Consider the following 20,200-nt stretch of genomic DNA (forward strand, 5'->3'; position numbering starts at 1 on the left):
CGAAGCCCGGTTTACCGGGACTCTGTTTTCAGCGCGGACTCGATCTCTGCCCGATGCGCCAGGAATGTCTGCACCATCTCGCGGCGGATACGCATTACCAGTTCCCGGGTCATCAGCGTGGAGTGATCTTTGCCCGGATGAATTTCTACGACCGACTGCGCGTCAACTTGCTGGTTCAGTTTATCCAGCGAAAGCTTGAGCAGCACCGTGGCTCCCGTCAGGTAAAATGTATCTTCCTCACCCATGAAGACGTGGATTTTACCCGCCAGTTGCGGGCCCAGATTCTCCCAGTTCTCCTCGAGAATCAAGCGAATGTCATACGCTTTCCAGGTTTCGGCAACCCGGGGATCGATCTTGCCCGTCTCCCGGTCATACAGTTTCAGTGGCCTGCCGTCAGCGCCACGTGGGGAAAAGACGGCTTCAAAGCTTCTTAGCTGACCGCCGTAACCGAGCACCTGTTCCATTTTCGCGAATGGTTCAAACCAGAGGATCGGTTTCCCGCCGCGACGCCCCAATGGCCGTGGTCGGCCATTCGCATCACGATAGACGTTGCTGTCCGTTTCATAGATATTGATCAACTGAAAGTCGCGAAAATCGACCGGGTCGGGAGCGGTACTCCAGGTTCCGCCAAACTGATCAGGATAAGTAATCTGCAACCACAGCGAAGACCAGCCTCCCGAGGAATGACCGGTGAGGAACCGCGCCCGTGGATGTGGGATCGCCCGGAAAGACTTTTCCAGTGCAGGCAGGAACTCGGTCGTGAAGGCTTTGCCGACTGGACCATTGGTGGCCGAATCGGCAAACACGTGATGGCCCCACTGGCACTGGGGATTCAACTGCACCCGCAGAAACTCAACCCCCTGCTCATTCTGTTCGGTAATCGGTTCATTCCGGATTCCCCGCATGTGATCGCCGCCAAACCCGGGGATGGAATAGATGACGGGATATTTCCGCTGCGGCTGGCGGTAATAACTTTGTGGCAGTAACACCGAGGCTTCCAGAAATGTCTCGCGACCATGAAACCTGGAAAGCAGTTCAGAACGCACCTGGATCTGTTTACTCCAGCGGGTTTCGGGAAACGGTTTCGCGGGTACCAGTGAATCGATGGTTAACAACGGCGGCTGAGTTGAGACCACGGAGGGCACACGGAGAACCTGGCTATAGCCGTTGCCCGGGCCGGTGCCGATCTTCGGTTCTCCTGCATTGAAACGTGCGACAGCCTGCACCTGATAACCGTTCAGATTCATGTCCGCATACGGGTCTGGATAAGAGAGCAGACCGGGAGTCTCGGCAGAAAATTCAAGCCGCTCGCCCGGCTTCCAGTTGGTAACATCCCGCGCCACGAAGGACTCCGGATTAAACCACGAAGGACCCAGCCGGGGTTCACGCCCGGAGCGGGTGAAGAACAGATAGACGCGGCCCGTAAACGGCTGTGGATGCACGCCCTCCGTAAACTGGACCTCAAACCGCTGCTGAGCTGCCTCTGCCGGTAAGGCCTGAAACAGAGTAAGCAGAAGGGACAACATCAGCAAGCGAAGTCGAAATACGGGAATCATGATGAATCTGACCTGAGCCTGTTTCAAAGTGGACCGTGCGCGAATAAAATCTCCCTACATCATAACCGGCTGTCCCCCGCTGAAAAGCCGCTTTCCCGAAAGATCAAAGTCCCATGAGTGAATCAGCTTCTCCCCTGGAAGAAGTCTCTTCCCGCCTGAACCAGATTGAATCAGTGCTGATGCACCTGCAGCACGATGTTGAGCAATTGAACACGGCGATCCTGCATCAGAATGATGTGCTGGACAAACTGAGTCGATCCATGAAGTTACTGGATAACCGCATCGGGACGCTCGAAGATGAGGACGAAGGTCGGGATCCCCTCCAGGAGAAGCCGCCGCATTATTGATGCAGCGATGGTCGACAGATCTTCTGAAATCGGTTGTTGCCAGGCAGGCGACTTGCAAAACAGAATCGAATGCGGCATGCTGAAAGTGCTCAACCTGGCAGCGTTTTTCTGTTTTCATCCCGGAAGGTTCTGCTCATGTCACGCTTCTGTATTACTTCTGTCATGCATTGTCTGATCGCTGTGGTCGCGCTGGTAAGTTCCGGTTTCCTGCAGGCGGCCGAACAGAAACGCCCCAACGTCGTGATCATCATGACCGACAACCATGGGGAATGGACGCTGGGCTGCTACGGTAACAAGGACATCAAAACGCCGCACATTGATCAGCTGGCTCAGGAAGGCACACTGTTTACCAGGGCTTTCGCCAACAACGCGGTCTGTTCGCCTACGCGGGCAACCTTCCTTACCGGACTGATGCCGTGTCAGCATGGCGTGCACTGTTATCTCAGGCCACGCATCCAGACCGGTCCCGATTCCTACAACACGCTGGAGGAATTTCAGACCATTCCCCAGATCCTGCACGATGCCGGCTATGTCTGTGGACTCTCGGGCAAATGGCATCTGGGCGACAACCTCTATCCTCAGGAAGGTTTTTCCTACTGGATCACCAAGCCGCACGGCGCGAGTTCGGGATTCTATGATCAGGAAGTGATCGAAGACGAAAAGATTCACAAAGAACCGACCTACCTGACCGATCTCTGGACGCAGCACGGTATCAAGTTCATCAAACAGAATCAGGATAAACCCTTCTTCCTGTTCCTGGCGTATAACGGTCCCTATGGACTGGGTTCCGCGATGAAGGAGCCGATTAAAAACCGTTTCAAGGAAGAGTACGAACAGCTGACCTTCCCCTCCTTCCCGCGGGAAAAAGCGCAGCCCTGGAACTTCAACTACGGAGACTGGATCGGAGACCTGGGCATCATTCGCAAATATGCAGCGGAAGTCTCAGGCGTGGATGATGGTGTCGGGCAAATCATGCAGACACTCAAAGAGCTTGGTCTCCGTGAAAATACGCTGGTTATTTTCACAGCCGACCAGGGGCTGTCCGGCGGCCATAGTGGCTACTGGGGCATGGGCGATCACACCCGCCCCTTAACGGCCTTTGACTGGACGCTGACAATTCCACTGATTTTCTCTCAGCCAGGTCAGATCGTGGAGGGAGCCCGGCAGAATATGATGGTCGCCAATTACGATGTATATCCGACTCTGCTCAACTACCTCGGTCTCGCGGATAAAATTCCGGCCAAGCCAGCCCGCCCCGGACGCAATTTTGCACCCGTACTCAAGGGGAAACAGATTCCCTGGAAGGAAGAAGTCTTCTACGAATTCGAAAACGTGCGGGCCGTTCGGACACCAGAGTGGAAGTTTATTGAACGCTATCATGAATCGCCCAACGAACTCTATCACCTGACCCGGGATTCAAAAGAGCACAACAACCTGATCGATGACGCCCAGTACAAGCAGAAAAAAGACGAGCTGAAACAGGAGCTCGATCAGTTTTTTGCCCGCTATGCCGATCCTAAGTGGGATATCTGGAATGGCGGTCAGTCTAAAACTGTACTGATGACACAAAAACTCTTCCCCAAGACCTATCTCTACCTGCCAGAACCGAAAAAGAAGTGAACGCCGGAATACTTTTCTGGTCCGATTTGCAAAATTTTTCTGGTCAGCGCCTGGGGCAACTGCTATAAATTGTCTAATCGATACAATTTATCAATGTTATCCAGGTTGTGCCTTTTGTCTGGTGATTCTTTTATGCAACACGTTCTTTCGCGACATATCCTTAATGTGTCGGAAAGATAAGCAGGCTGGGTAAAAACTGCTGCAGCTCCTGATTATCTGGTCTAAAAGTTGCAACTCACTTGATGTGGCACAAGCTCAACTTTCCGATACGTATTTAAACGAACCGTTTTGAAAGTCTGAGCACAACCAGGAGGTACGTGCGATGTCAGTGACTCTTTTCACTGCTAAAGAGATCGAAGATCTCGAAACAAAATCGACAACTCCCCGTTTTTCACACTCACTGTTCGGATCCATCGCGATCATGGCGCTGGCATTCCAATGGCCCTCCCCTGCCTGGTACTTTCAGGTCGGCTGGACGATCATTGCTGCCTACAGCATGTTCTGCTGGTCGAGCTGTTTTCATGAAACATCTCACCAGGGAATCTGTGGTAAAACCTGGGTCAGCGTCTGGCTGGGCCGCGCGATCGGCACCGGACTGTTAGTCTCTTATACCGCTTATCGCGAAGCCCATATCCGTCATCACGCTTATCTGAATAAGCCCGGTGACTGGGAATTGTGGCCGTATTCCGATCCTACAACGTCTCTGACATTCCGACGTATCTTCTGCTGGCTGGAATTCCCCTTCGGGTTCTTCACGTCACCTTTCGTCTACAGTCGGCTCTGTTTCAGCAAAAATACCCCGGTTAAAAACCCCAAGGTCATTCGCACCATGCGTCTGGAATACGCGGCGATGGCTGTGTTCTGGGCTGCCGTCCTGGGAACCATTGCCTGGTTCTCGCTCTGGCGTCCGTTCATCGTCGCCTGGGTCATTCCTCACTGGGTGGCCAGTGTGATTCAGACTTTCCGCAAATTTACCGAGCACCTGGGAATGAAGAGTTACGATCCGCTGCTCGGCACCCGGACCGTGATTGGCAATGGTCTGATCACCCGGATCTGCACTTACATTAACTTTGACATCTTCGTTCACGGGCCACATCACCGGCATCCCAAGATTGCCCACAACAAGCTGGTTGAAAAAATGGACAACTATCAGCAGGACAATCCCGACACGAAGTACCCGGTATTTACGACCTACATGTCAGCCATCAAGCATACCCTCCCCGCCCTCTGGAAACCGGGCGTCGGTATGAACGTGGGAGCTCCCGCACCGAAGAAAGAAAAATGGCTGGGCGCAGACAACTTTGTCACCGATGTCGCACGCGAGATTCTCTCCGACCGCGATGTCTCCAAAGTACACCGCGCATCGTAGTCATCACGAAATCGAAAACGCCCCAGCTGTCATCAGGACACTGGGGCGTTTTTTTATGTAGACAGACTGTCCGGATTCCGCTTATCTGCGGAACAGACGCCGACGGAACATGCGACGACGCTGCGGTACATAGTACCCTTCCTGCCCACAGCAGGGATCAGCAGTTTCCTCGGGAGTCAGCTCTTCGCGAACTTTGAGCAGCAGCTTCTTGCTGGCTTTGATGCCCGCGTATTCATCGAGTTTCTTGCCTTCGTACTCGATGCCCACGTAACCGTGATAGCCGGCGTCCAGAACGATCTTCATCATCTTCACATAGTCGGTGTTGATCTCGTTGCCATCTTTGTCAAAGTCATGCGTTTTGGCGCTGACGGCTTTGGCATAAGGCATCAGTTCTTTGACGCCTTTGTAGCGATCATACTGCTCGCCGGTTTTACGATCGAGTACGAAGTTACCGAAGTCGGGCAGCGTGCCACATTCGGGCATGTTGACCATCTTCATCACACCGGCCAGCCAGGCACCGTTAGACGACAACCCGCCGTGGTTTTCCACCAGAACGTTGATGCCGTACTTTTTGGCGAATTCCGTCAGACGACTCAGGCCATCTGCGGCCAGCTTCTGCTGTTCTTCGTAGCTGCCATTACTGCGGGCATTCACACGGATGGAGTGACAGCCCAGTGTCTTGGCAGCGGTGACCCACTTGTGATGATTTTCAATTGCCTGGGTCCGTTTCTTGGCATCGGGATCACCCAGTGCCCCTTCCCCGTCGATCATGATCAGCACGTTCTTAACGCCGACATCGGCGGCACGCTGATTCATTTCCGCCAGGTATTTCTTGTCTTCGGCTTTATCTTTGAAGAACTGGTTCACGTACTCGACCGCGTTGATGCCGAATTCTTCTTTGGTGACTTTGGCAAAATCGAGGTTGTCCAGTTTGCCCCCGCGCAGAGCCCGGTGCAGCGACCATTGGGCCAGGGAGATCTTATACAGAGGCTGGTTCAATGCGGTGTTGGCCAGCAGGGAACCGGCCCAGCCGGAGACGGCCAGTCCGGTTGAAAAGGCGGCGGTCTGTTTTAGAAAGTCACGGCGCGATGAGGCTTGTGTCATGGGAGAATCTTTCTCTATTGGTGTAATCGAAAAAACAGCATGCAGAGCACATCCCGTCTCAGGAATGAAAGCGGAACGGTCCGGCAGTGATCCCTCAACGCCAGACCGTTCCCGGATTATAGAAACTGGCTTCTGATGTGACAATCAGACTTTGACGCGGCGCATAAAAAGACCTCCGAATCACTGTCGCAGCGATTCGGAGGTCCTGATTCAATTAAAGCCGAGGGACTCTTAGTAGCGGTAGTAGTCCGGCTTGTAGGGGCCTTCTACTGGAATTCCCAGATACTCGGCCTGTGCGTCTGTGAGTTTGGACAGTTTCACGCCCAGTTTCTCCAGGTGCAGACGGGCGACTTCTTCGTCCAGCTGCTTAGGCAGCATGTAGACTCCGATTTCGTACTGGTCTTCGTTGTTCCAGAGTTCGATCTGGCCGATTACCTGGTTGGTGAAGCTGTTGGACATCACGAACGAAGGGTGGCCGGTGGCACAACCCAGGTTGACCAGACGACCTTCGGCCAGCACGATGATCGCTTTGCCGTCGGGGTAGACGAACTTGTCGACCTGTGGCTTGATTTCGATCTGCTCGATATCGCTGCGGTTCTTCAGGTAGGCGACCTGGATTTCAGAGTCGAAGTGACCGATGTTGCAGACGATGGCTTCGTTCTTCATCTGGTCCATGTGATCGCCCCGAATGACGTCGCAGCAACCGGTGGAGGTCACAAAGATGTCGCCGCGGCTGGCAGCATCTTCCATGGTGGTAACTTCGTAACCTTCCATGGCAGCCTGCAGAGCACAGATCGGATCGATTTCGGTGATCAGCACGCGGGCGCCCAGACCTTTCATCGCGTCGGCACAGCCTTTACCCACATCACCGTAACCACAGACAACAACGACCTTGCCGGCGATCATGATGTCGGTGGCCCGTTTGATGCCGTCAGCCAGCGATTCCCGGCAACCGTAGAGGTTGTCGAACTTGCTCTTGGTGACAGAGTCATTGACGTTGATGGCGGGAACACCCAGTTTGCCCTGCTCGAACATCTGGTGCAGGCGGTGTACGCCGGTCGTGGTCTCTTCGGTCAGACCTTTGATCTCCTTCAGCAGCTCGGGATACCTTTCATGGACCATCACGGTCAGGTCGCCGCCATCGTCGAGGATCATGTTCAGACCTTCGCCGTTGGGCCAGAACAGAGTCTGCTCGATACACCAGTCGAATTCTTCTTCGCTCATCCCTTTCCAGGCGAAGACGGGAACACCGGTGGCAGCGATCGCTGCAGCAGCGTGATCCTGGGTGGAGAAAATGTTACAGCTGGACCAGCGGACTTCAGCGCCCAGTGCGGTCAGAGTTTCGATCAGCACAGCGGTCTGAATGGTCATGTGCAGACAGCCGGCGATCCGGGCTCCTTTCAGAGGCTGATCTTTACCGTACTTTTCCCGCAGTGCCATCAAACCTGGCATTTCCGTTTCTGCCAGCTCGATTTCCTTGCGACCCCAGGCAGCGAGTTTCTGGAATTCTGCTTCGCTGTAATCCTTCACTTTATACGGCAACGGGTTGGTTTCGGTGGACATTCTCAATCCTTGTTGATTCAGTTGGAAAAGGGGAAATTTGATTCATCTTCAAGCGGAAACCGACTTGAAACGTGTTATTATAGTTGCTTTACTTAAGCAGACCAATTAATTGACGATGAATCTCCGCGGGTTTCATCGATTTCGATCAGAGCCTCAACTCTGTTCAGAAGTAGGCCACTTCTGGTTGAGATTCCTCTAATCCCCATCTCAGGTTCGCGATCACCGCCTGCTGTTCAGCAGGCCGCTGGTTCAGCACTGTCTGCGCAGGTGGCTGGTTCAGAAGTTGGCAAACAGGCAGGTAAACCGCCTCTGCACTCACTGCAAGATAGGTAAATCCAGCCGGACTGGCAATAGAGAATGCAGTATTGTTGACCGGCAAAACACATAATTTATACACTACGCGAGCCGTAACTTTGTGATATAAACTCGTACCGAGTTCGCCTCACCCCTTCGAGACAAGAAAAGATAATGCGAATCAGCGAAATTTATCGTTCGGGAACCTTTGGTCTCTCTGTAGAAATTTTCCCTCCCAAAAATGAAAGTGGCGATGCAGAGTTGTTTCGTACACTGGAGGAACTGGTTCGTTACAAACCTGCTTTCGTCTCCTGTACTTATGGCGCGGGCGGATCCACCAGCAAGCGAACCATCGAACTCTGCAATACCATTCAGAAAGACCTGCACTCGACCGCGACGGCCCACTTCACCTGTGTTGGTTCCACCCGGGAGCAACTGGTTGACTGGCTGAAGGAAGCCAGCGAGGCAGGCATCGGTAACATCATGGCGCTCCGTGGGGATCCACCCAAGGGGGAAGAAACGTTCATTCCCGCAGACGGCGGTCTGAAGTATGCCAGTGAACTCGTCACCCTCATTCGTGAGAATTTCCCCGAGATGGGCATTGGTGTCGCCGGCTATCCCGAAGTGCACCCTGAGGCACTGACTCCGCAGGCTGACCTGGAAAACCTCAAACGTAAAGTGGATGCGGGCGCGGACGCGATCTACACCCAGCTCTTCTTCAACAACCAGCACTTCTATCGCTTCCGGGAACGTTGTGCCCAGGCAGGCATTGACCGTCCAATCATCCCCGGCATCATGCCGATTACCGAATACCGGCGGATCCAGCGGATCATGTCGATGTGCAGTTCCGAGTTCCCTGCAGAGCTCGTGGGCCGACTGGAGGCCGCTCAGGATGACCTCGAAGCTCAGTTTGAGATCGGCGTGGAATACGCCATCGCGCAGTGCCAGGAGTTAATCGATGCAGGTGTTCCGGGCATGCACTTCTACGTGTTGAACCGTTCGCAGGCCTGCAAGCGGATCTTTGATGCCCTAGGCTGGCACGAATCCGAAGCCTGAACGGAGCCCTTTTTCTTCGCGACCCACAGACACAACAGGGAGAAAGCACGACATGAATCAGCCGCTCAACTTCAAACAGGAACTGACGTGTGTGTTCGGACAACCGGTCGCAGAGAACCCCACGCAGTGTATGATGGAAGCAGCCTACAATGCCTGTGGTCTGGAATGGCGGTACCTGACAATTGAAGTGGCTCCCGAAAATCTGGCCCAGGCCGTTGGCGGTCTGCGGGCGATGGGCTTCCGCGGCGCGAATCTGACGATCCCGCATAAAGTCGAAGTCATCCAGTACCTCGACGGCATCAGCGATGCCGCCGCGATGATGGGGGCCGTGAACTGTATCGTCCGCAAAGACGATCAGCTCCTGGGCGAGAACACCGACGGCAAAGGTTTCGTGCAGTCATTAAAAGAAGTGACGGACCCGGCCGGTAAAAAGATCGTGATGTTTGGTGCCGGCGGCGCGGCGCGCGCGATCGGCGTGGAAACCGCCCTCGCAGGAGCAGCCGAAATCACGATCGTCAACCGCAGTACCGAGCGCGGCGAAGCGCTCGCGCAGCTGCTGCAGGAAAAGACCGGCGTTCCCGCCACCTTCACGAAATGGGACGGCGACTATACCCTCGCGGACGATGTGGACGTGGTCATCAACGCCACTTCGATCGGTCTCTTTCCCGATGTGGACGCCGTCTTCCCGCTCGACTTCGCTTCTCTCAAATCGAACATGATTGTCTCGGACGTGATTCCTAATCCTCCTGAGACCCACCTGCTCCGCGAAGCCGCCAAAGCCGGCTGCACTACACTCGACGGACTGGGCATGCTCGTCAACCAGGGCGTGATCGGTTTCCAGCTCTGGACCGGCGTGGACCCTGACCCCCAGGTGATGCGCGCCGCCCTCGAAGAAGTCTTCGGCGTCTGAAGAAAACGCACGCTGGGGTTTAACGGGAACGAATCCCCCCAAATCCCGGGTGAGCCCGAATGCCATTCGGGCCGAGCGCAGCGAGCAGGAAATCACAGCTCACGTGTTCAACCCAGAGCCATTGACCCTGTCTGCTCCAAATGGAGTGAGGCTAATCTGCTCAACAGGCAACATTCACCCTGATAAAGAAATTCTTGAGCTTCGGTTTCACAGTCGATACCCTAAACTGTCTATTCAGAGAGCCTTCAGTTCTTGGATCGAGAGGACCGTTGCATGTCATGGAAAGAACAGATTCTGAAGTTATGTAGCGCTGCAGAATTCTTCCCCGGTGTCAAACGGCACGAGATTCAGCAGGCGGAAGCAGAACTGGGCGTTGCACTGCCTGAAGACCTGGCGAGCCTGCTATTGGAATCGAATGGCGTCGAAGGCGAATACGGTCTGGGGCTGATCTGGCAGCTGGAACGCATCGTCCAGGAAAACCAGGCCTTTCGTGAGAATCCGGACTTTCCCGAACTGTATATGCCCTTCGATCATCTGCTGTTCTTTGCCGACGCCGGGAATGGAGATCAGTTCGCTTTTCCGATTCAGGCCGGAGCCATCCGCAGGCCTGATGTATTTGTGTGGAACCACGAAGAAGACAGTCGAACCTGTTGTGCTCCCTCACTGTCGAAGTACCTGGAACGCTGGCTCACTGGAGAGCTGCTGTTGTGAGGGCTGCCAGTCGTCATTTAAATCAAGAGGATTCTATGATCTGCCTTGAGATGAATAACAAATTCCGTTGCCCTGTCGCAGTGAGGCTTCCGTAATGTGGGGCGCAATTGCCGGTGATGTGATCGGTTCTTACTTCGAGTATGTGCCTACGAAGTCGACACAGTTCTATCTGTTTCGCGAAGAGTCGACATTCACCGACGATACAGTGATCACAGCCGCGGTTGCGGACTGGCTGTTACATGACTCGGATCTGGTCAGCACGCTGCAGCGGTATGTCAGACGCTATCCCGATGCCGGCTACGGACACACGTTTCTGACCTGGGCTCAGTTGCGACAGCGCATGCCCTACCAGAGTTGGGGGAACGGTTCTGCCATGCGGGTCAGCCCGGTGGCTTATGCTGCTGAAACAATGGCCGACTGTCTCTACCTGGCAAAAAAGTCAGCCGAGGTGACCCACAACCATCAGCAGGGAATTTATGGTGCTCAGGCCACAGCAGCCTCCGTCTTTCTGGCACGTACGGGAAAGTCGAAAGCAGAGATTCAGGACTTTGTCGAGCATGAATTTCAGTACGATCTGCAGAGAACGCTGGAAGAGATTCGCCCCCATTATGTATTCGATGTCTCCTGCCAGGGCTCGGTACCAGAGTCGATCATCGCTTTTCTGGAATCGACCGATTTCGAATCGGCCATCCGCAACGCGATCTCACTGGGCGGCGATGCCGATACCATGGCCTGTATCGCCGGTGCGATCGCCGAACCCTTTTATGGCGGCGTGCCTGCAGAAATTTCGCAACAGGTTTTGCCACTGCTGGACGACCGATTACGAACGACCGTGCAGACGTTTCATGATCGCTTTGTCACCGGCGGTCTCCAAAACTCAGATAGAAATCAAAACGATGCAACTGAATCTGACTGAAGATGAGGCACTGGTACTCTTCGAACTGCTCTCCCGATTCTCGGAAGATTCGATTTTAGGAATTGCCGATCAGGCGGAGCAGCGTGTGCTCTGGAACCTTCAGGCAATATTGGAACAGGTGTTGCTTGAGCTATTCCAGGAAAACTATCAACAACAACTGGCGACTGCCCGTGATTGGCTTCGCGATGACGCCGGACTCACAAATGCGGATCAAGAACAGCAAAAAGGGCGACTGGCACTCTGGCTGGAACCGAATCAGATCCGGTTCCTCGCGAATGAGTGGCGTAAGATCCCCCCGAATGCGCCCGAAACGGTTCGAAAAAAATGGGGCGAAGTGGCCTTTCGTTCGATGGCCGCCTTACATCAAGCCGGAATTGAGTATGAACCAGAGACCCCTCAGAGCGGGGAGGCGTATCAGGTAGATCAATGAAAACGCTCAGCTATAGCGGACGCGACCTGCTGCTGCCACTCGCCGGTGATACGTTGATTGCATTTCAGGAGACCGGACTGACGGGGCTCGTCTTCGCAGACGAAGAAGCCGTGAGGTCACTGATTGAGTTCGAGGACGAACTGCAAATCACGGATATCGACGGCTCGCGCACCCTGCGGGGGACAAAGCCGGGAGCCGGGTTCTGGCGCTCGGATCTGGAACGCCTCGACTACCTGCTCGGTTACCGGCTGACGTCAGCAGTTGCCCGGAATGATGGTTGTTTGACATTGGAGTTTGAAACCGGGGTCCGTCTGGAAGTACAATCAACGACCGGTTATGAAGCCTGGCATTTTCAGTGTCCGCTGTCACAGACTTCAACGAAGCAACATCCCATTTCCGTATACGGAGATCACGGAAAACTGATTATTTCGTCCTGATTGTCAACACTGACCATCATCCTTGAATTAGACATACTCCAGGCATGCAGATCCGTAACAAAGTCATCATCTCCGTAGTTCATCAGGGGCAGGTTCTGCTGGCGGAAGGCTATGATCCGCACCGCGAGTTTCTGTTCTATATTCCCGTGGGTGGTGGCGTGGAGTTCGGCGAGACCCTGGAAGCAGCCGCGAAACGGGAACTATTTGAAGAACTGGGCGTCACAGCGCACGCGCTGCAGTTCCTCGGTTTTTATGAATCCCACTTTGAATATCAAGGGATTCCGGAACATGAAATCATGTTCCATTATCTCTGCTCGATCGACGATTCAGTGCGCGATGCACTGCCGGAAACCGGAACGGAATCGGATGGCGTCCCTTTCAAAGTATTGTGGTTTTCGCGGGACGAACTGGCGACGGTCAAACAGCAACTGGTGCCGCCCGGGATTTATGAACCGCTCCAATCTCAGTTGCAGTAGAGACTTACAGATTCAAACGGGGACAGCCGACTACTTCGCTCTGGATGAGTCGGAAACTGTGCGGTAACATGATTGAAAAAAGGGAAGCCCTTCGATGAAACGGTTTGACCTGTATCCTACATTAATTAACTGGATGGCGATCTGCCTGGCTCTACTGTTCAGCTTATACATCGAGTACAAAATTTATGGTGTTCCGTTCGCGCTGATCTGGATGCTGTTTATTCTCGGCGGCGAATGGTATCGCGTCTCCCGGATCGTAAACCAGCTGGCTCCCGAAGTGACCGTAAACCAGATTCAAAAATACTATTCCGGCGACGATGCACGCAGATCACTTCCCTGGCGCGACCAGGTTCGGGGAATTAATCAGGAAACAGGCACAAAAAATGAGCCTGAGTGTGTCTGATTGACAGGAGGGAGATGTCATCCCCTCTTGTAACAGACACCTTTGGAGCTGGTCGAATCGATGAATGTGGAAATTGTCAGCGGGAATATTCTTGAGCAACCTGTGGAAGTGATCGTCAACAGCTGGAACCGCAATGTGATTCCCTGGTGGCTGTTATTACCTCAAGGTGTTTCCGGTGCGATCAAGAAACAGGGAGGAACGACGCCGTTTAAAGAGGTTGCGAAACAGGGTGCGATCCCCCTGGGAGAAGCCCGGCTGACATCCGCAGGACGTCTACCTTATCGCGGTATCATCCACGTCGCCGGGATCAACCTGCTCTGGTTCGCGACCGAGTACTCGGTTACGCAGTCCGTCATCAACGCGATGAAGCTGGTCGACGAATATGAGTTCCAGAGCGTCGCCTTTCCCCTCATCGGTTCAGGGTCCGGAAATCGGGGCAAAGACTGGTCGCTCGGCGTTATGCAACGTGCCCTGGCGAAGATCGACAGTCCCGCGCAGGTCAGAATTGTCAAATATGAATCGTATTCGAGTCCCGCATCGACCTGAGTACTTAGTCTGTTTTTTGCGGAGAACTGTGAACCGGAGAAAGTGATCGCTGAATGCACGTTTCAGACGAATGCAGCGGGTGAGTATGATTTCCATTCACAGAAAAAACTTGATTCCAGAAACAACAGCCCGACATAATTAAACCAGCTAACACAGTTACTAAATTTCGACTCGCTGGCAAGCCTGAGGTCCTCTGATGAAATCGTTTTCCATTTCACGTAAACAATACTGGGTGTTTCTGGTCGTCTTTTCCCTGTGTGCCCTGCTCGGAGTCGTCAGCCTGGTGATAGCCGAGCTCTATCTGCCAAACAATCCAGGGGGCATGGCCGGACGCGTTGCCATATATCGTTCTCTGGGGTTGGGCACACTGACCTGGGCGGGTATCGCAGCCTGGTCTGCCGGGGCGCTCTGGATATCTCGCTCATCACGGTAAGATTAAACAGGTGGTCCCCCGGGCGGGACCCCTAGTCTTCGTATGTAACAGAAATGGATGTCATCAGAAAACGAAATCGGGAATAGATTCATGTATTCAAACGCACCAGAAATGTCATCGGGGATTAAAGTTTATGGTTCAGCAGTTCTGCATGCAGTTCCTGATACCGCGTCGATTACCGCGGGGATAACGCGAATCGAATCAGAACCGAAAGAGGCCTTCGCAGCCGCCCGGACAGGTGCCCAGGCAGTCCGCCAATATCTCAAAACGTGCGAAATCAGTGAAGTGGGGACCTCACGGATCAATTTAGAGGAAGAATGGAGACACGAGGGTGGGATCCCTCGCTTCATCGGCTACCAAGCGAAATTGAGTTATAACATCATTGTGAGAGAGATTGATCGTCTGGAAGAGATCATTGTCGGCCTGATGGATGCGGGAGCGAATAAACTCGGTTCGGTGTCGTTTGAGACGACTCGCTTAAAAGAATTGAGGCGAGAGGCCCGTATTCGTGCAGTACAGGCGGCCCGATCGAAAGCGGAGGTTTATGCAAGTGCAGCCGGTCTCAACGTTGGCGAAGTGGTGGCGATAGAAGACGTCAACCCGGATATACTCGAAAACGGGAGCAGCATGCATGTCAGACGCGTCCTCAACATTGAAGATGCAGGAGACGTGGGTGCGGTCGACCCCGGAGCCATCTCCGTGGGAGCCGCCGTTTATATTCTCTTTCATCTGCAACCGTAATCGAACTGGCAGTCCTGTCGCGAGTACGCAGCTAGGCATATTGGCCCTTGTATCCATTCCTGCGGAATCTGTTTTTCGTTGAAACAATTTGTGCAGAATGAGAGCCTTGCTTTAAATTTCCCTGGGACGATGACACGATTTTTAAGCGTTATCTCGACTCTCGTATCGACCAGCGCGGCAATGACGGGCTTTTTCAAAGTGAAACGCTCATCAGATATGACCAATACATTGATGATGACTGGAATGTCCTTGTCCTAGCAGATATCCCGGACTTAAAAGAGAATAGAAGGCCAAAGAATAAGATCCTCGATTCAACCCTTGCTTCAACGGAGCTGGAAACGGGCAGAGTCATTTTTTTCACAATTATGACGGCGCATTCTGGCATTTCTTTACGAACGATGAGCAAATGATTGATTCCATGCTTCGCAGCCAGAAAACCAATGCAGATCTGTACCTGCGATATGTTCAATATCAAAACGACTATCCGAATCCGGGTGCCTATCGTGATGACGATCCACCTCGAGTCTGACAATAGGAGACATCGGAATTCGTGCGAACGGATTGGCGGGTCAATGCACTTGCAGTTAAACACCTGCCCGGGCTATTTGAACGAACAATCAAAGCGAAGTATTCAACAACCGGATTTATTTGTGATTCAGCGATTCACTGTAAGGCAGTTCTTCGATGTTCCCCAGGCCGAAGACCTGCAGGAAGCGGCTGGTTGTGATGTATTTGACTTCGGCTTTCTTGTCTTCGTTGCGCTCAATGGAGATCAGTTCGCGACGGATCAACTGACGCAGGATGCCGGCCGCCTTGTCTTTGCCGGCGGCGATGATCTCGTCCTTGGTGATCGGCTGGCGATAAGCGACCAGCGCGAGGACTTCCAGCGCGTCCTGGGTCAGTTTGACCTCCTTAGGGCCGAAACCATACACGCGGTTGCGGATGCGTTCGAAGTCGTGACGGAGAATCAGGCGATAGCCCCCCTCCTCCATGCGGATTTCGTACGGGCGGGCCTCGTCGTTGTACTGGCGGTTCAGATCGTCGAGCAGATCGTCGACGTAAGATGTCGAGTACTCGTCGTTCAGCAGTGAGCAGAGTTTCTTCGTGGTCAGTGGTTTGCCGCCGACAAACAGCGCGGCTTCGATGATAGCACGCGGGGGAATCCGGGTTTCCCGTTTGGTGGCTGTCTGAGAACTGGTTTTGACGGCAGCCGCTGCAGCAGGCTCGTCTGTCTCAGGTTCCTCGGGGAGTTCCAGGTCCCGTTCGACGGCTTCCAGCGCTTCGAGCGTCCGTTCGTAGTCGGCGTCGATTTCTTCATCGACCTGACCTGATGACGAAAAGGCGGCCAGAAAGTCATCTTCGCTGGAAAGTCGATCGTCGTCGGCTGGGGTTTCTTCTTCCTGGGACATTCCCTCAATCCTTTCAGGGAACCGGAGAAATCAGTCAGTTACTGATTTAAGGTCAAGACAAACGCATCCCACTCGGACTCTTCCTGTAGCGGACCGATGTGGGCAGTGGCGTTATTGTGCATGTTTATGCGAAGTTGATCAACCTTTTTCTGGCAGCCGGGACAATGGGCCAGATGTTCCTTCATTTTACTGGTTGTTTCGGCGTCGAGCTTGTGAGCGACGAACGCTTCCGCATGGTTCAGCGCTTCATCACAGTACAGTCCACCCGGGCACTTCTTACCGACCTTCTTCGCGACCTGTTCGGTTGGCGGTTCTGCAGAGCCTGAGAACGAGTTCAGACCAAAAAAGCCGACCAGCCCGACGGCCAGACAGGCGGTGAGAATCTCGGCCCCGGTGATCATGTGGCTGACTTTACGTCGCTTCTTCATCACGGTGACAAATTGTTCCAGGTCGCCCGGCGCACAGGCCTTCCATTCAGATTCTGATTCGGTTTCGGATGTAAGTTGTGTATTCATTTTTTAAACCTCCTACTGTCAAAGTAGGATTTGTACCAGTTCTCGAGCGGGGTGATACCCTGTGTTCATTATCGTAGTCTGCTCTGGTGTGATCTGTGAGATAGCTTACACTTCCTGCACATTTCTGATGAGCACATCTGGGGATGGACAATCTAAGTTCAGGCTTCCGCTCCTCTTAAGACAAATTCTCCCGACTGATCCGGTTTGGACTGAAAGGCGGGGGTGAGTTTGAAATCAATCGAATGAGCCAGATAGCGGGCCTTTCTGAGGATGATATGTCGTTTCTGGATATCGATACTGCGTTCGTCCTGCAGTTCGCCCAGCAGGACAGTCACGGTTTCACGTGTGCTGCCGATAATACTCGCCAGTTCCTGGTGCGAGAGTTTGATATTGATCAGGACGCCTTCGGGGGTAAACCGGCCGTATTTTTCCGCCAGTTCCAGCAGCAGGTGCGTCAGCCGGTCGCGGTTGGAACGAAACAGCAGGGATTTGAGCCGCTGTTCCACCCGTTGTCGTCGGAGTCCCATCAGCTTGGTCACGCCCAGTGAGACTTCGGGATGCTGGTGCATCAGATCCTGAATCACGACTCCGGGAATGCGGAGAATGGTCGATTTCAGCATGGCTTCGGCATACTCTTCACGTTCGCCGCCGCCGAGGATCGCCAGTTCCCCAAACAGCTCACCCGGCTCGATCAGTGCCAGCAGAGCCTGTTTGCCTTCCCCCGTGATGTGGTAGAGCTTGATTCTGCCGTTGAGCAGCAGGTAGACCGAGTCGCTGGTTTCGGTCGGGAGATAAACCATGTTTCCCCGCGCGAACTGCTTGACGGACGCATTCCGTTCGACCTGGGCGATTTGATCTTCGCTCAGTCGTTCGAAGAGGTCACAGTTCTTGAGAAACCAGAAGTTTTTGTCCATGGACCTAAATCTCATCCCTGCGTTTTGACGCAGGTACCGGTAGCAGTAGTCAACGGTCAGTCAAACAGGCCCACTCACTCGGGTTATCGGGCAAACTATAATATATCGGGTTTAAGGCAGATTTGAGAACCCCCGTTTTTGCGAATCGGCTGTTTTTTCCATTTTGTCGGCTGATGACAGCTGGGAAGTGAGAGCCGCTGATCAGCCAGAAACTACTGTTTTTGCAGGAGTTCCGTGATGATCTGTCGCGGTGCACCGATCCCCAGCACATGTACGGTGCCCGTATATTGCTGCGACTTCGGTTCTGCGAAACCTTGCTTTTCAGCCACCATGGTCGCTGTTTGCGATGCGACAATGCATTCTCCCAAAGTCTGTCCCGTGTCACAGTCGAGGCCCGAGGGGAGATCGATGGCCAGGATGTTGGCGGGGGCATCGTTCATCATCCGGATCGCAGTGGCAAAAGGTTCGCGAACCTCTCCCTGCACGCCGGTCCCCAACAGGGCGTCGACGATCCACTCGGCTGAATCGAGGAACGCACGAAATCGTTCCGGATCCTGCAGATCGGGGTCGGCTTGAATCGAGAGACCCATCCGCGAAGCGACCTGGTAATTCGTGGCGGCATCACCGGTGAGCTGTTCGGGATCGGTGAGCAGATAGAGTTCGACGGGGATACCGGCGTTTTCCAGGTGACGGGCGATGACGAAGCCATCCCCGCCGTTATTCCCCTTACCCGCACAGATTTTGATGGGACCCTGGGCTTTGAGCGAGACGAGTAACTCGAACACGCCGCGGCCGGCATTCTCCATCAGGGCAATTCCGGGGAGCCCGAATTCTTCAATCGTACGCTGGTCGACGCTGCGAACTTCTTCCCGGCTGAGTCGTTCGATCGGTGACATTTTGCTCCTCATTTGGTCAAAAAACCGCTTTGACTTCAATTTGAAACGGCGAAAAATCGATCAAAGCGGGGGTATAAACAGTGGTTACGGGGTTTTCACCAGACACAAATTCAATTACGATTCCCCCTGACGCGGGCAGCACTTCTTCCCGGCCTCTTTTCAAATGGAAAATCTAAGTCTCCAACAGGATACTTCTGGAGAGTCAGCTGTGATAGACGAATATTCTGATCGATGGGCTCTGATTACGGGTGCTTCATCCGGAATCGGCCTTGAATTTGCGCACCGGCTGGCCGCACGGGGAATGCATCTGGTGCTGACGGCACGTCGTCAGGAGCAGTTGGAAGAGCTGGCAGCCGACCTGCTGACCCGGCATGGAACCAAAACAGAAGTCGTCGTGCTGGACCTTTCCGAACCGGAGGCACCCCGGAAACTCTATGATGAGATCAACGCACGTGGTGTGCAGATCGAACTGCTGATCAACAACGCCGGTTTCAGCGTGGTTTCGGATATTGCCTCGACCGACCGGGAACGGGTAATGCAGATGGTGCAGCTGAATATGGGCGCATTGACCGATCTGACTTACCTCTATCTGCCCGAAATGATGGAACGGGGACACGGCGGAATCATCAATATCGCTTCGGTCGCCGCGTTTCAGCCGGTGGCCTACATGTCCGCCTATGCTGCCAGCAAAAGTTACGTACTGCACTTCACCGAGGGACTCTGGGCGGAAGCCCGCGACAAAGGGGTGACAGTGACTGCACTCTGCCCCGGAACGACGCAGACGGAGTTCTTCGATGTGGCCGGCGTGGAAGGCTGGCTGAAGAAGCATCGCTATCAGACCGTCGATCAGGTGGTCAAGACCGGCCTCAAAGCCCTGGAAAAGAAACGCCAGTATATGGTTTCCGGCTGGGGCAATTACCTGCTCTCACTGCTGGTCCGCATCGCGACCCGCCGCACGGTGGTGGTCGAATCGATGAAATATTTCCGCCCGCAGCCTCAGAAAGAGAAAAAATAGAGCGCGCATGAACATGTGTGTCAACCGGGGGCTGTAAAGAATTTCGGAATGATTGCTTTTTTTAGCTCATTTCAGAGCAAAAACAGTCCGGCAAGTTGACGATCTGGCGGGAGACTCAGTATAACAGTCGTTCCTATTTTTGGAATTTGTCGAAGAAGGTATATAAATGGCATCCAAATCGAAGATTGAAAAACAGAAGAGAATTTACGCTCTGGTAGAAAAGCATGCTGAAAAGCGGGCTGAGCTGATTGCCAAAGGGGACTACGAAGGCCTTGCCAAACTGCCTCGTAACTCCAGCCGCACCCGTATGCGTCGTCTCTGTCAGCTGACAGGTCGTCCTCGTGGTAACTACCGTAAGTTCCAGATTTCGCGTATCGCTCTGCGGGATATGGCTTTAGATGGCCTGATCCCCGGCATGAAAAAATCCAGCTGGTAAGCGAACCGGCCGCACTGTGTGAGTCGCGGCCCCTGCCAGCAAACTGAAATCAGCGTCGCCCCGGTTTCGGGTGTCCTATGTCCTACGACGCATGAAAAAGGAA

25 protein-coding genes are annotated in these 20,200 nt (G+C 53.7%); 17 read left to right on the forward strand and 8 right to left on the reverse strand.

The window, feature by feature from the left end:
- Positions 1–11 precede the first annotated feature (11 nt).
- Entirely contained in the window at positions 12–1,556 is a 1,545-nt protein-coding gene (locus F1728_RS14150; protein ID WP_155364660.1) for an alpha/beta hydrolase-fold protein, read from the reverse strand.
- A 113-nt stretch (positions 1,557–1,669) separates the two neighbouring features.
- Between F1728_RS14150 and F1728_RS14155 the strand changes: the two genes are divergently transcribed.
- From F1728_RS14155 to F1728_RS14165, 3 genes are all read left to right on the forward strand, one after another.
- Positions 1,670–1,903 carry a SlyX family protein gene (locus tag F1728_RS14155; RefSeq protein ID WP_155364661.1) on the forward strand — a complete coding sequence of 78 codons (234 nt, stop codon included), beginning with the start codon at positions 1,670–1,672 and terminating at the stop codon, positions 1,901–1,903.
- 135 nt (positions 1,904–2,038) lie between these two features.
- A complete protein-coding gene (locus F1728_RS14160) occupies positions 2,039–3,523 on the forward strand; it encodes a sulfatase family protein (RefSeq protein ID WP_194242821.1) in 1,485 nt (494 codons plus the stop codon).
- 322 nt (positions 3,524–3,845) lie between these two features.
- On the forward strand, positions 3,846–4,892 hold the full coding sequence (locus F1728_RS14165; RefSeq protein WP_145045854.1) for a fatty acid desaturase family protein: 1,047 nt from the start codon (positions 3,846–3,848) through the stop codon (positions 4,890–4,892).
- An 81-nt stretch (positions 4,893–4,973) separates the two neighbouring features.
- Here the strand turns inward: F1728_RS14165 and F1728_RS14170 are convergent, their stop codons facing one another.
- The 3 genes from F1728_RS14170 to F1728_RS14180 all read right to left on the reverse strand — a co-directional run bounded on the left by F1728_RS14170 (position 4,974) and on the right by F1728_RS14180 (position 7,956).
- Positions 4,974–5,996, reverse strand: coding sequence for a sugar phosphate isomerase/epimerase family protein (locus F1728_RS14170; protein WP_155364663.1), 1,023 nt, complete (start codon positions 5,994–5,996; stop codon positions 4,974–4,976).
- A gap of 231 nt (positions 5,997–6,227) precedes the next feature.
- The gene (gene ahcY, locus F1728_RS14175) at positions 6,228–7,559 is read right to left on the reverse strand and encodes an adenosylhomocysteinase (protein ID WP_155364664.1); all 1,332 of its coding nucleotides are present in this window, start codon (positions 7,557–7,559) and stop codon (positions 6,228–6,230) included.
- A 163-nt stretch (positions 7,560–7,722) separates the two neighbouring features.
- Positions 7,723–7,956, reverse strand: coding sequence for a hypothetical protein (locus F1728_RS14180; protein ID WP_155364665.1), 234 nt, complete (start codon positions 7,954–7,956; stop codon positions 7,723–7,725).
- Between the two features lie 71 nt (positions 7,957–8,027).
- On the opposite strand from F1728_RS14180, the gene metF reads away from it, so the two are divergent.
- The 12 genes from metF to F1728_RS32215 all read left to right on the forward strand — a co-directional run bounded on the left by metF (position 8,028) and on the right by F1728_RS32215 (position 15,441).
- A complete protein-coding gene (metF, locus tag F1728_RS14185; RefSeq protein ID WP_155364666.1) occupies positions 8,028–8,909 on the forward strand; it encodes a methylenetetrahydrofolate reductase [NAD(P)H] in 882 nt (293 codons plus the stop codon).
- A gap of 52 nt (positions 8,910–8,961) precedes the next feature.
- Positions 8,962–9,819 carry a shikimate dehydrogenase gene (gene aroE, locus F1728_RS14190; RefSeq protein WP_155364667.1) on the forward strand — a complete coding sequence of 286 codons (858 nt, stop codon included), beginning with the start codon at positions 8,962–8,964 and terminating at the stop codon, positions 9,817–9,819.
- A gap of 273 nt (positions 9,820–10,092) precedes the next feature.
- Positions 10,093–10,530, forward strand: coding sequence for an SMI1/KNR4 family protein (locus tag F1728_RS14195; protein ID WP_155364668.1), 438 nt, complete (start codon positions 10,093–10,095; stop codon positions 10,528–10,530).
- Positions 10,531–10,624: 94 nt separating this feature from the next.
- A complete protein-coding gene (locus tag F1728_RS14200; protein ID WP_155364669.1) occupies positions 10,625–11,446 on the forward strand; it encodes an ADP-ribosylglycohydrolase family protein in 822 nt (273 codons plus the stop codon).
- Positions 11,427–11,876 carry a hypothetical protein gene (locus tag F1728_RS31250; RefSeq protein ID WP_194242822.1) on the forward strand — a complete coding sequence of 150 codons (450 nt, stop codon included), beginning with the start codon at positions 11,427–11,429 and terminating at the stop codon, positions 11,874–11,876. The genes F1728_RS14200 and F1728_RS31250 overlap by 20 nt, the downstream gene beginning before the upstream one ends.
- A complete protein-coding gene (locus F1728_RS14210; RefSeq protein ID WP_155364670.1) occupies positions 11,873–12,313 on the forward strand; it encodes a DUF6188 family protein in 441 nt (146 codons plus the stop codon). Before F1728_RS31250 ends, F1728_RS14210 begins: the two co-directional genes overlap by 4 nt.
- Before the next feature lie 44 nt (positions 12,314–12,357).
- Positions 12,358–12,789, forward strand: coding sequence for an NUDIX hydrolase (locus F1728_RS14215; protein WP_155364671.1), 432 nt, complete (start codon positions 12,358–12,360; stop codon positions 12,787–12,789).
- Positions 12,790–12,883: 94 nt separating this feature from the next.
- On the forward strand, positions 12,884–13,192 hold the full coding sequence (locus F1728_RS14220; RefSeq protein WP_155364672.1) for a hypothetical protein: 309 nt from the start codon (positions 12,884–12,886) through the stop codon (positions 13,190–13,192).
- 60 nt (positions 13,193–13,252) lie between these two features.
- The gene (locus tag F1728_RS14225; protein ID WP_155364673.1) at positions 13,253–13,738 is read left to right on the forward strand and encodes a macro domain-containing protein; all 486 of its coding nucleotides are present in this window, start codon (positions 13,253–13,255) and stop codon (positions 13,736–13,738) included.
- Between the two features lie 196 nt (positions 13,739–13,934).
- Complete coding sequence (locus F1728_RS14230; RefSeq protein WP_155364674.1) at positions 13,935–14,171, forward strand: hypothetical protein; 237 nt, start codon at positions 13,935–13,937, stop codon at positions 14,169–14,171.
- Between the two features lie 90 nt (positions 14,172–14,261).
- Entirely contained in the window at positions 14,262–14,912 is a 651-nt protein-coding gene (locus F1728_RS14235; RefSeq protein WP_194242823.1) for an SIMPL domain-containing protein, read from the forward strand.
- A 406-nt stretch (positions 14,913–15,318) separates the two neighbouring features.
- Entirely contained in the window at positions 15,319–15,441 is a 123-nt protein-coding gene (locus F1728_RS32215; protein WP_261344532.1) for a hypothetical protein, read from the forward strand.
- 115 nt (positions 15,442–15,556) lie between these two features.
- Here F1728_RS32215 and scpB read toward each other — a convergent pair whose 3' ends face one another.
- The 4 genes from scpB to F1728_RS14255 all read right to left on the reverse strand — a co-directional run bounded on the left by scpB (position 15,557) and on the right by F1728_RS14255 (position 18,646).
- A complete protein-coding gene (scpB, locus tag F1728_RS14240; RefSeq protein WP_155364676.1) occupies positions 15,557–16,321 on the reverse strand; it encodes an SMC-Scp complex subunit ScpB in 765 nt (254 codons plus the stop codon).
- A gap of 38 nt (positions 16,322–16,359) precedes the next feature.
- The gene (locus tag F1728_RS14245; protein ID WP_145193527.1) at positions 16,360–16,836 is read right to left on the reverse strand and encodes a zf-HC2 domain-containing protein; all 477 of its coding nucleotides are present in this window, start codon (positions 16,834–16,836) and stop codon (positions 16,360–16,362) included.
- Positions 16,837–16,994: 158 nt separating this feature from the next.
- Positions 16,995–17,750 carry a Crp/Fnr family transcriptional regulator gene (locus tag F1728_RS14250; protein WP_145045822.1) on the reverse strand — a complete coding sequence of 252 codons (756 nt, stop codon included), beginning with the start codon at positions 17,748–17,750 and terminating at the stop codon, positions 16,995–16,997.
- Positions 17,751–17,962: 212 nt separating this feature from the next.
- Positions 17,963–18,646: an NAD(P)H-hydrate epimerase gene (locus F1728_RS14255; RefSeq protein WP_155364677.1), complete on the reverse strand. Its 684-nt coding sequence runs from the start codon at positions 18,644–18,646 to the stop codon at positions 17,963–17,965.
- A 208-nt stretch (positions 18,647–18,854) separates the two neighbouring features.
- Here F1728_RS14255 and F1728_RS14260 point away from each other — a divergent pair, with 208 nt between their 5' ends.
- Together F1728_RS14260 and rpsN are read left to right on the forward strand one after the other, a co-directional pair.
- Positions 18,855–19,661: an SDR family NAD(P)-dependent oxidoreductase gene (locus F1728_RS14260; RefSeq protein WP_228030747.1), complete on the forward strand. Its 807-nt coding sequence runs from the start codon at positions 18,855–18,857 to the stop codon at positions 19,659–19,661.
- A gap of 166 nt (positions 19,662–19,827) precedes the next feature.
- Positions 19,828–20,097 (forward strand): 30S ribosomal protein S14, encoded by a 270-nt coding sequence (gene rpsN / locus F1728_RS14265; protein ID WP_145193520.1) that lies wholly within the window; start codon positions 19,828–19,830, stop codon positions 20,095–20,097.
- Positions 20,098–20,200 lie beyond the last annotated feature (103 nt).

This window comes from Gimesia benthica, assembly GCF_009720525.1.
In the GTDB taxonomy this organism is placed as follows: domain Bacteria; phylum Planctomycetota; class Planctomycetia; order Planctomycetales; family Planctomycetaceae; genus Gimesia; species Gimesia benthica.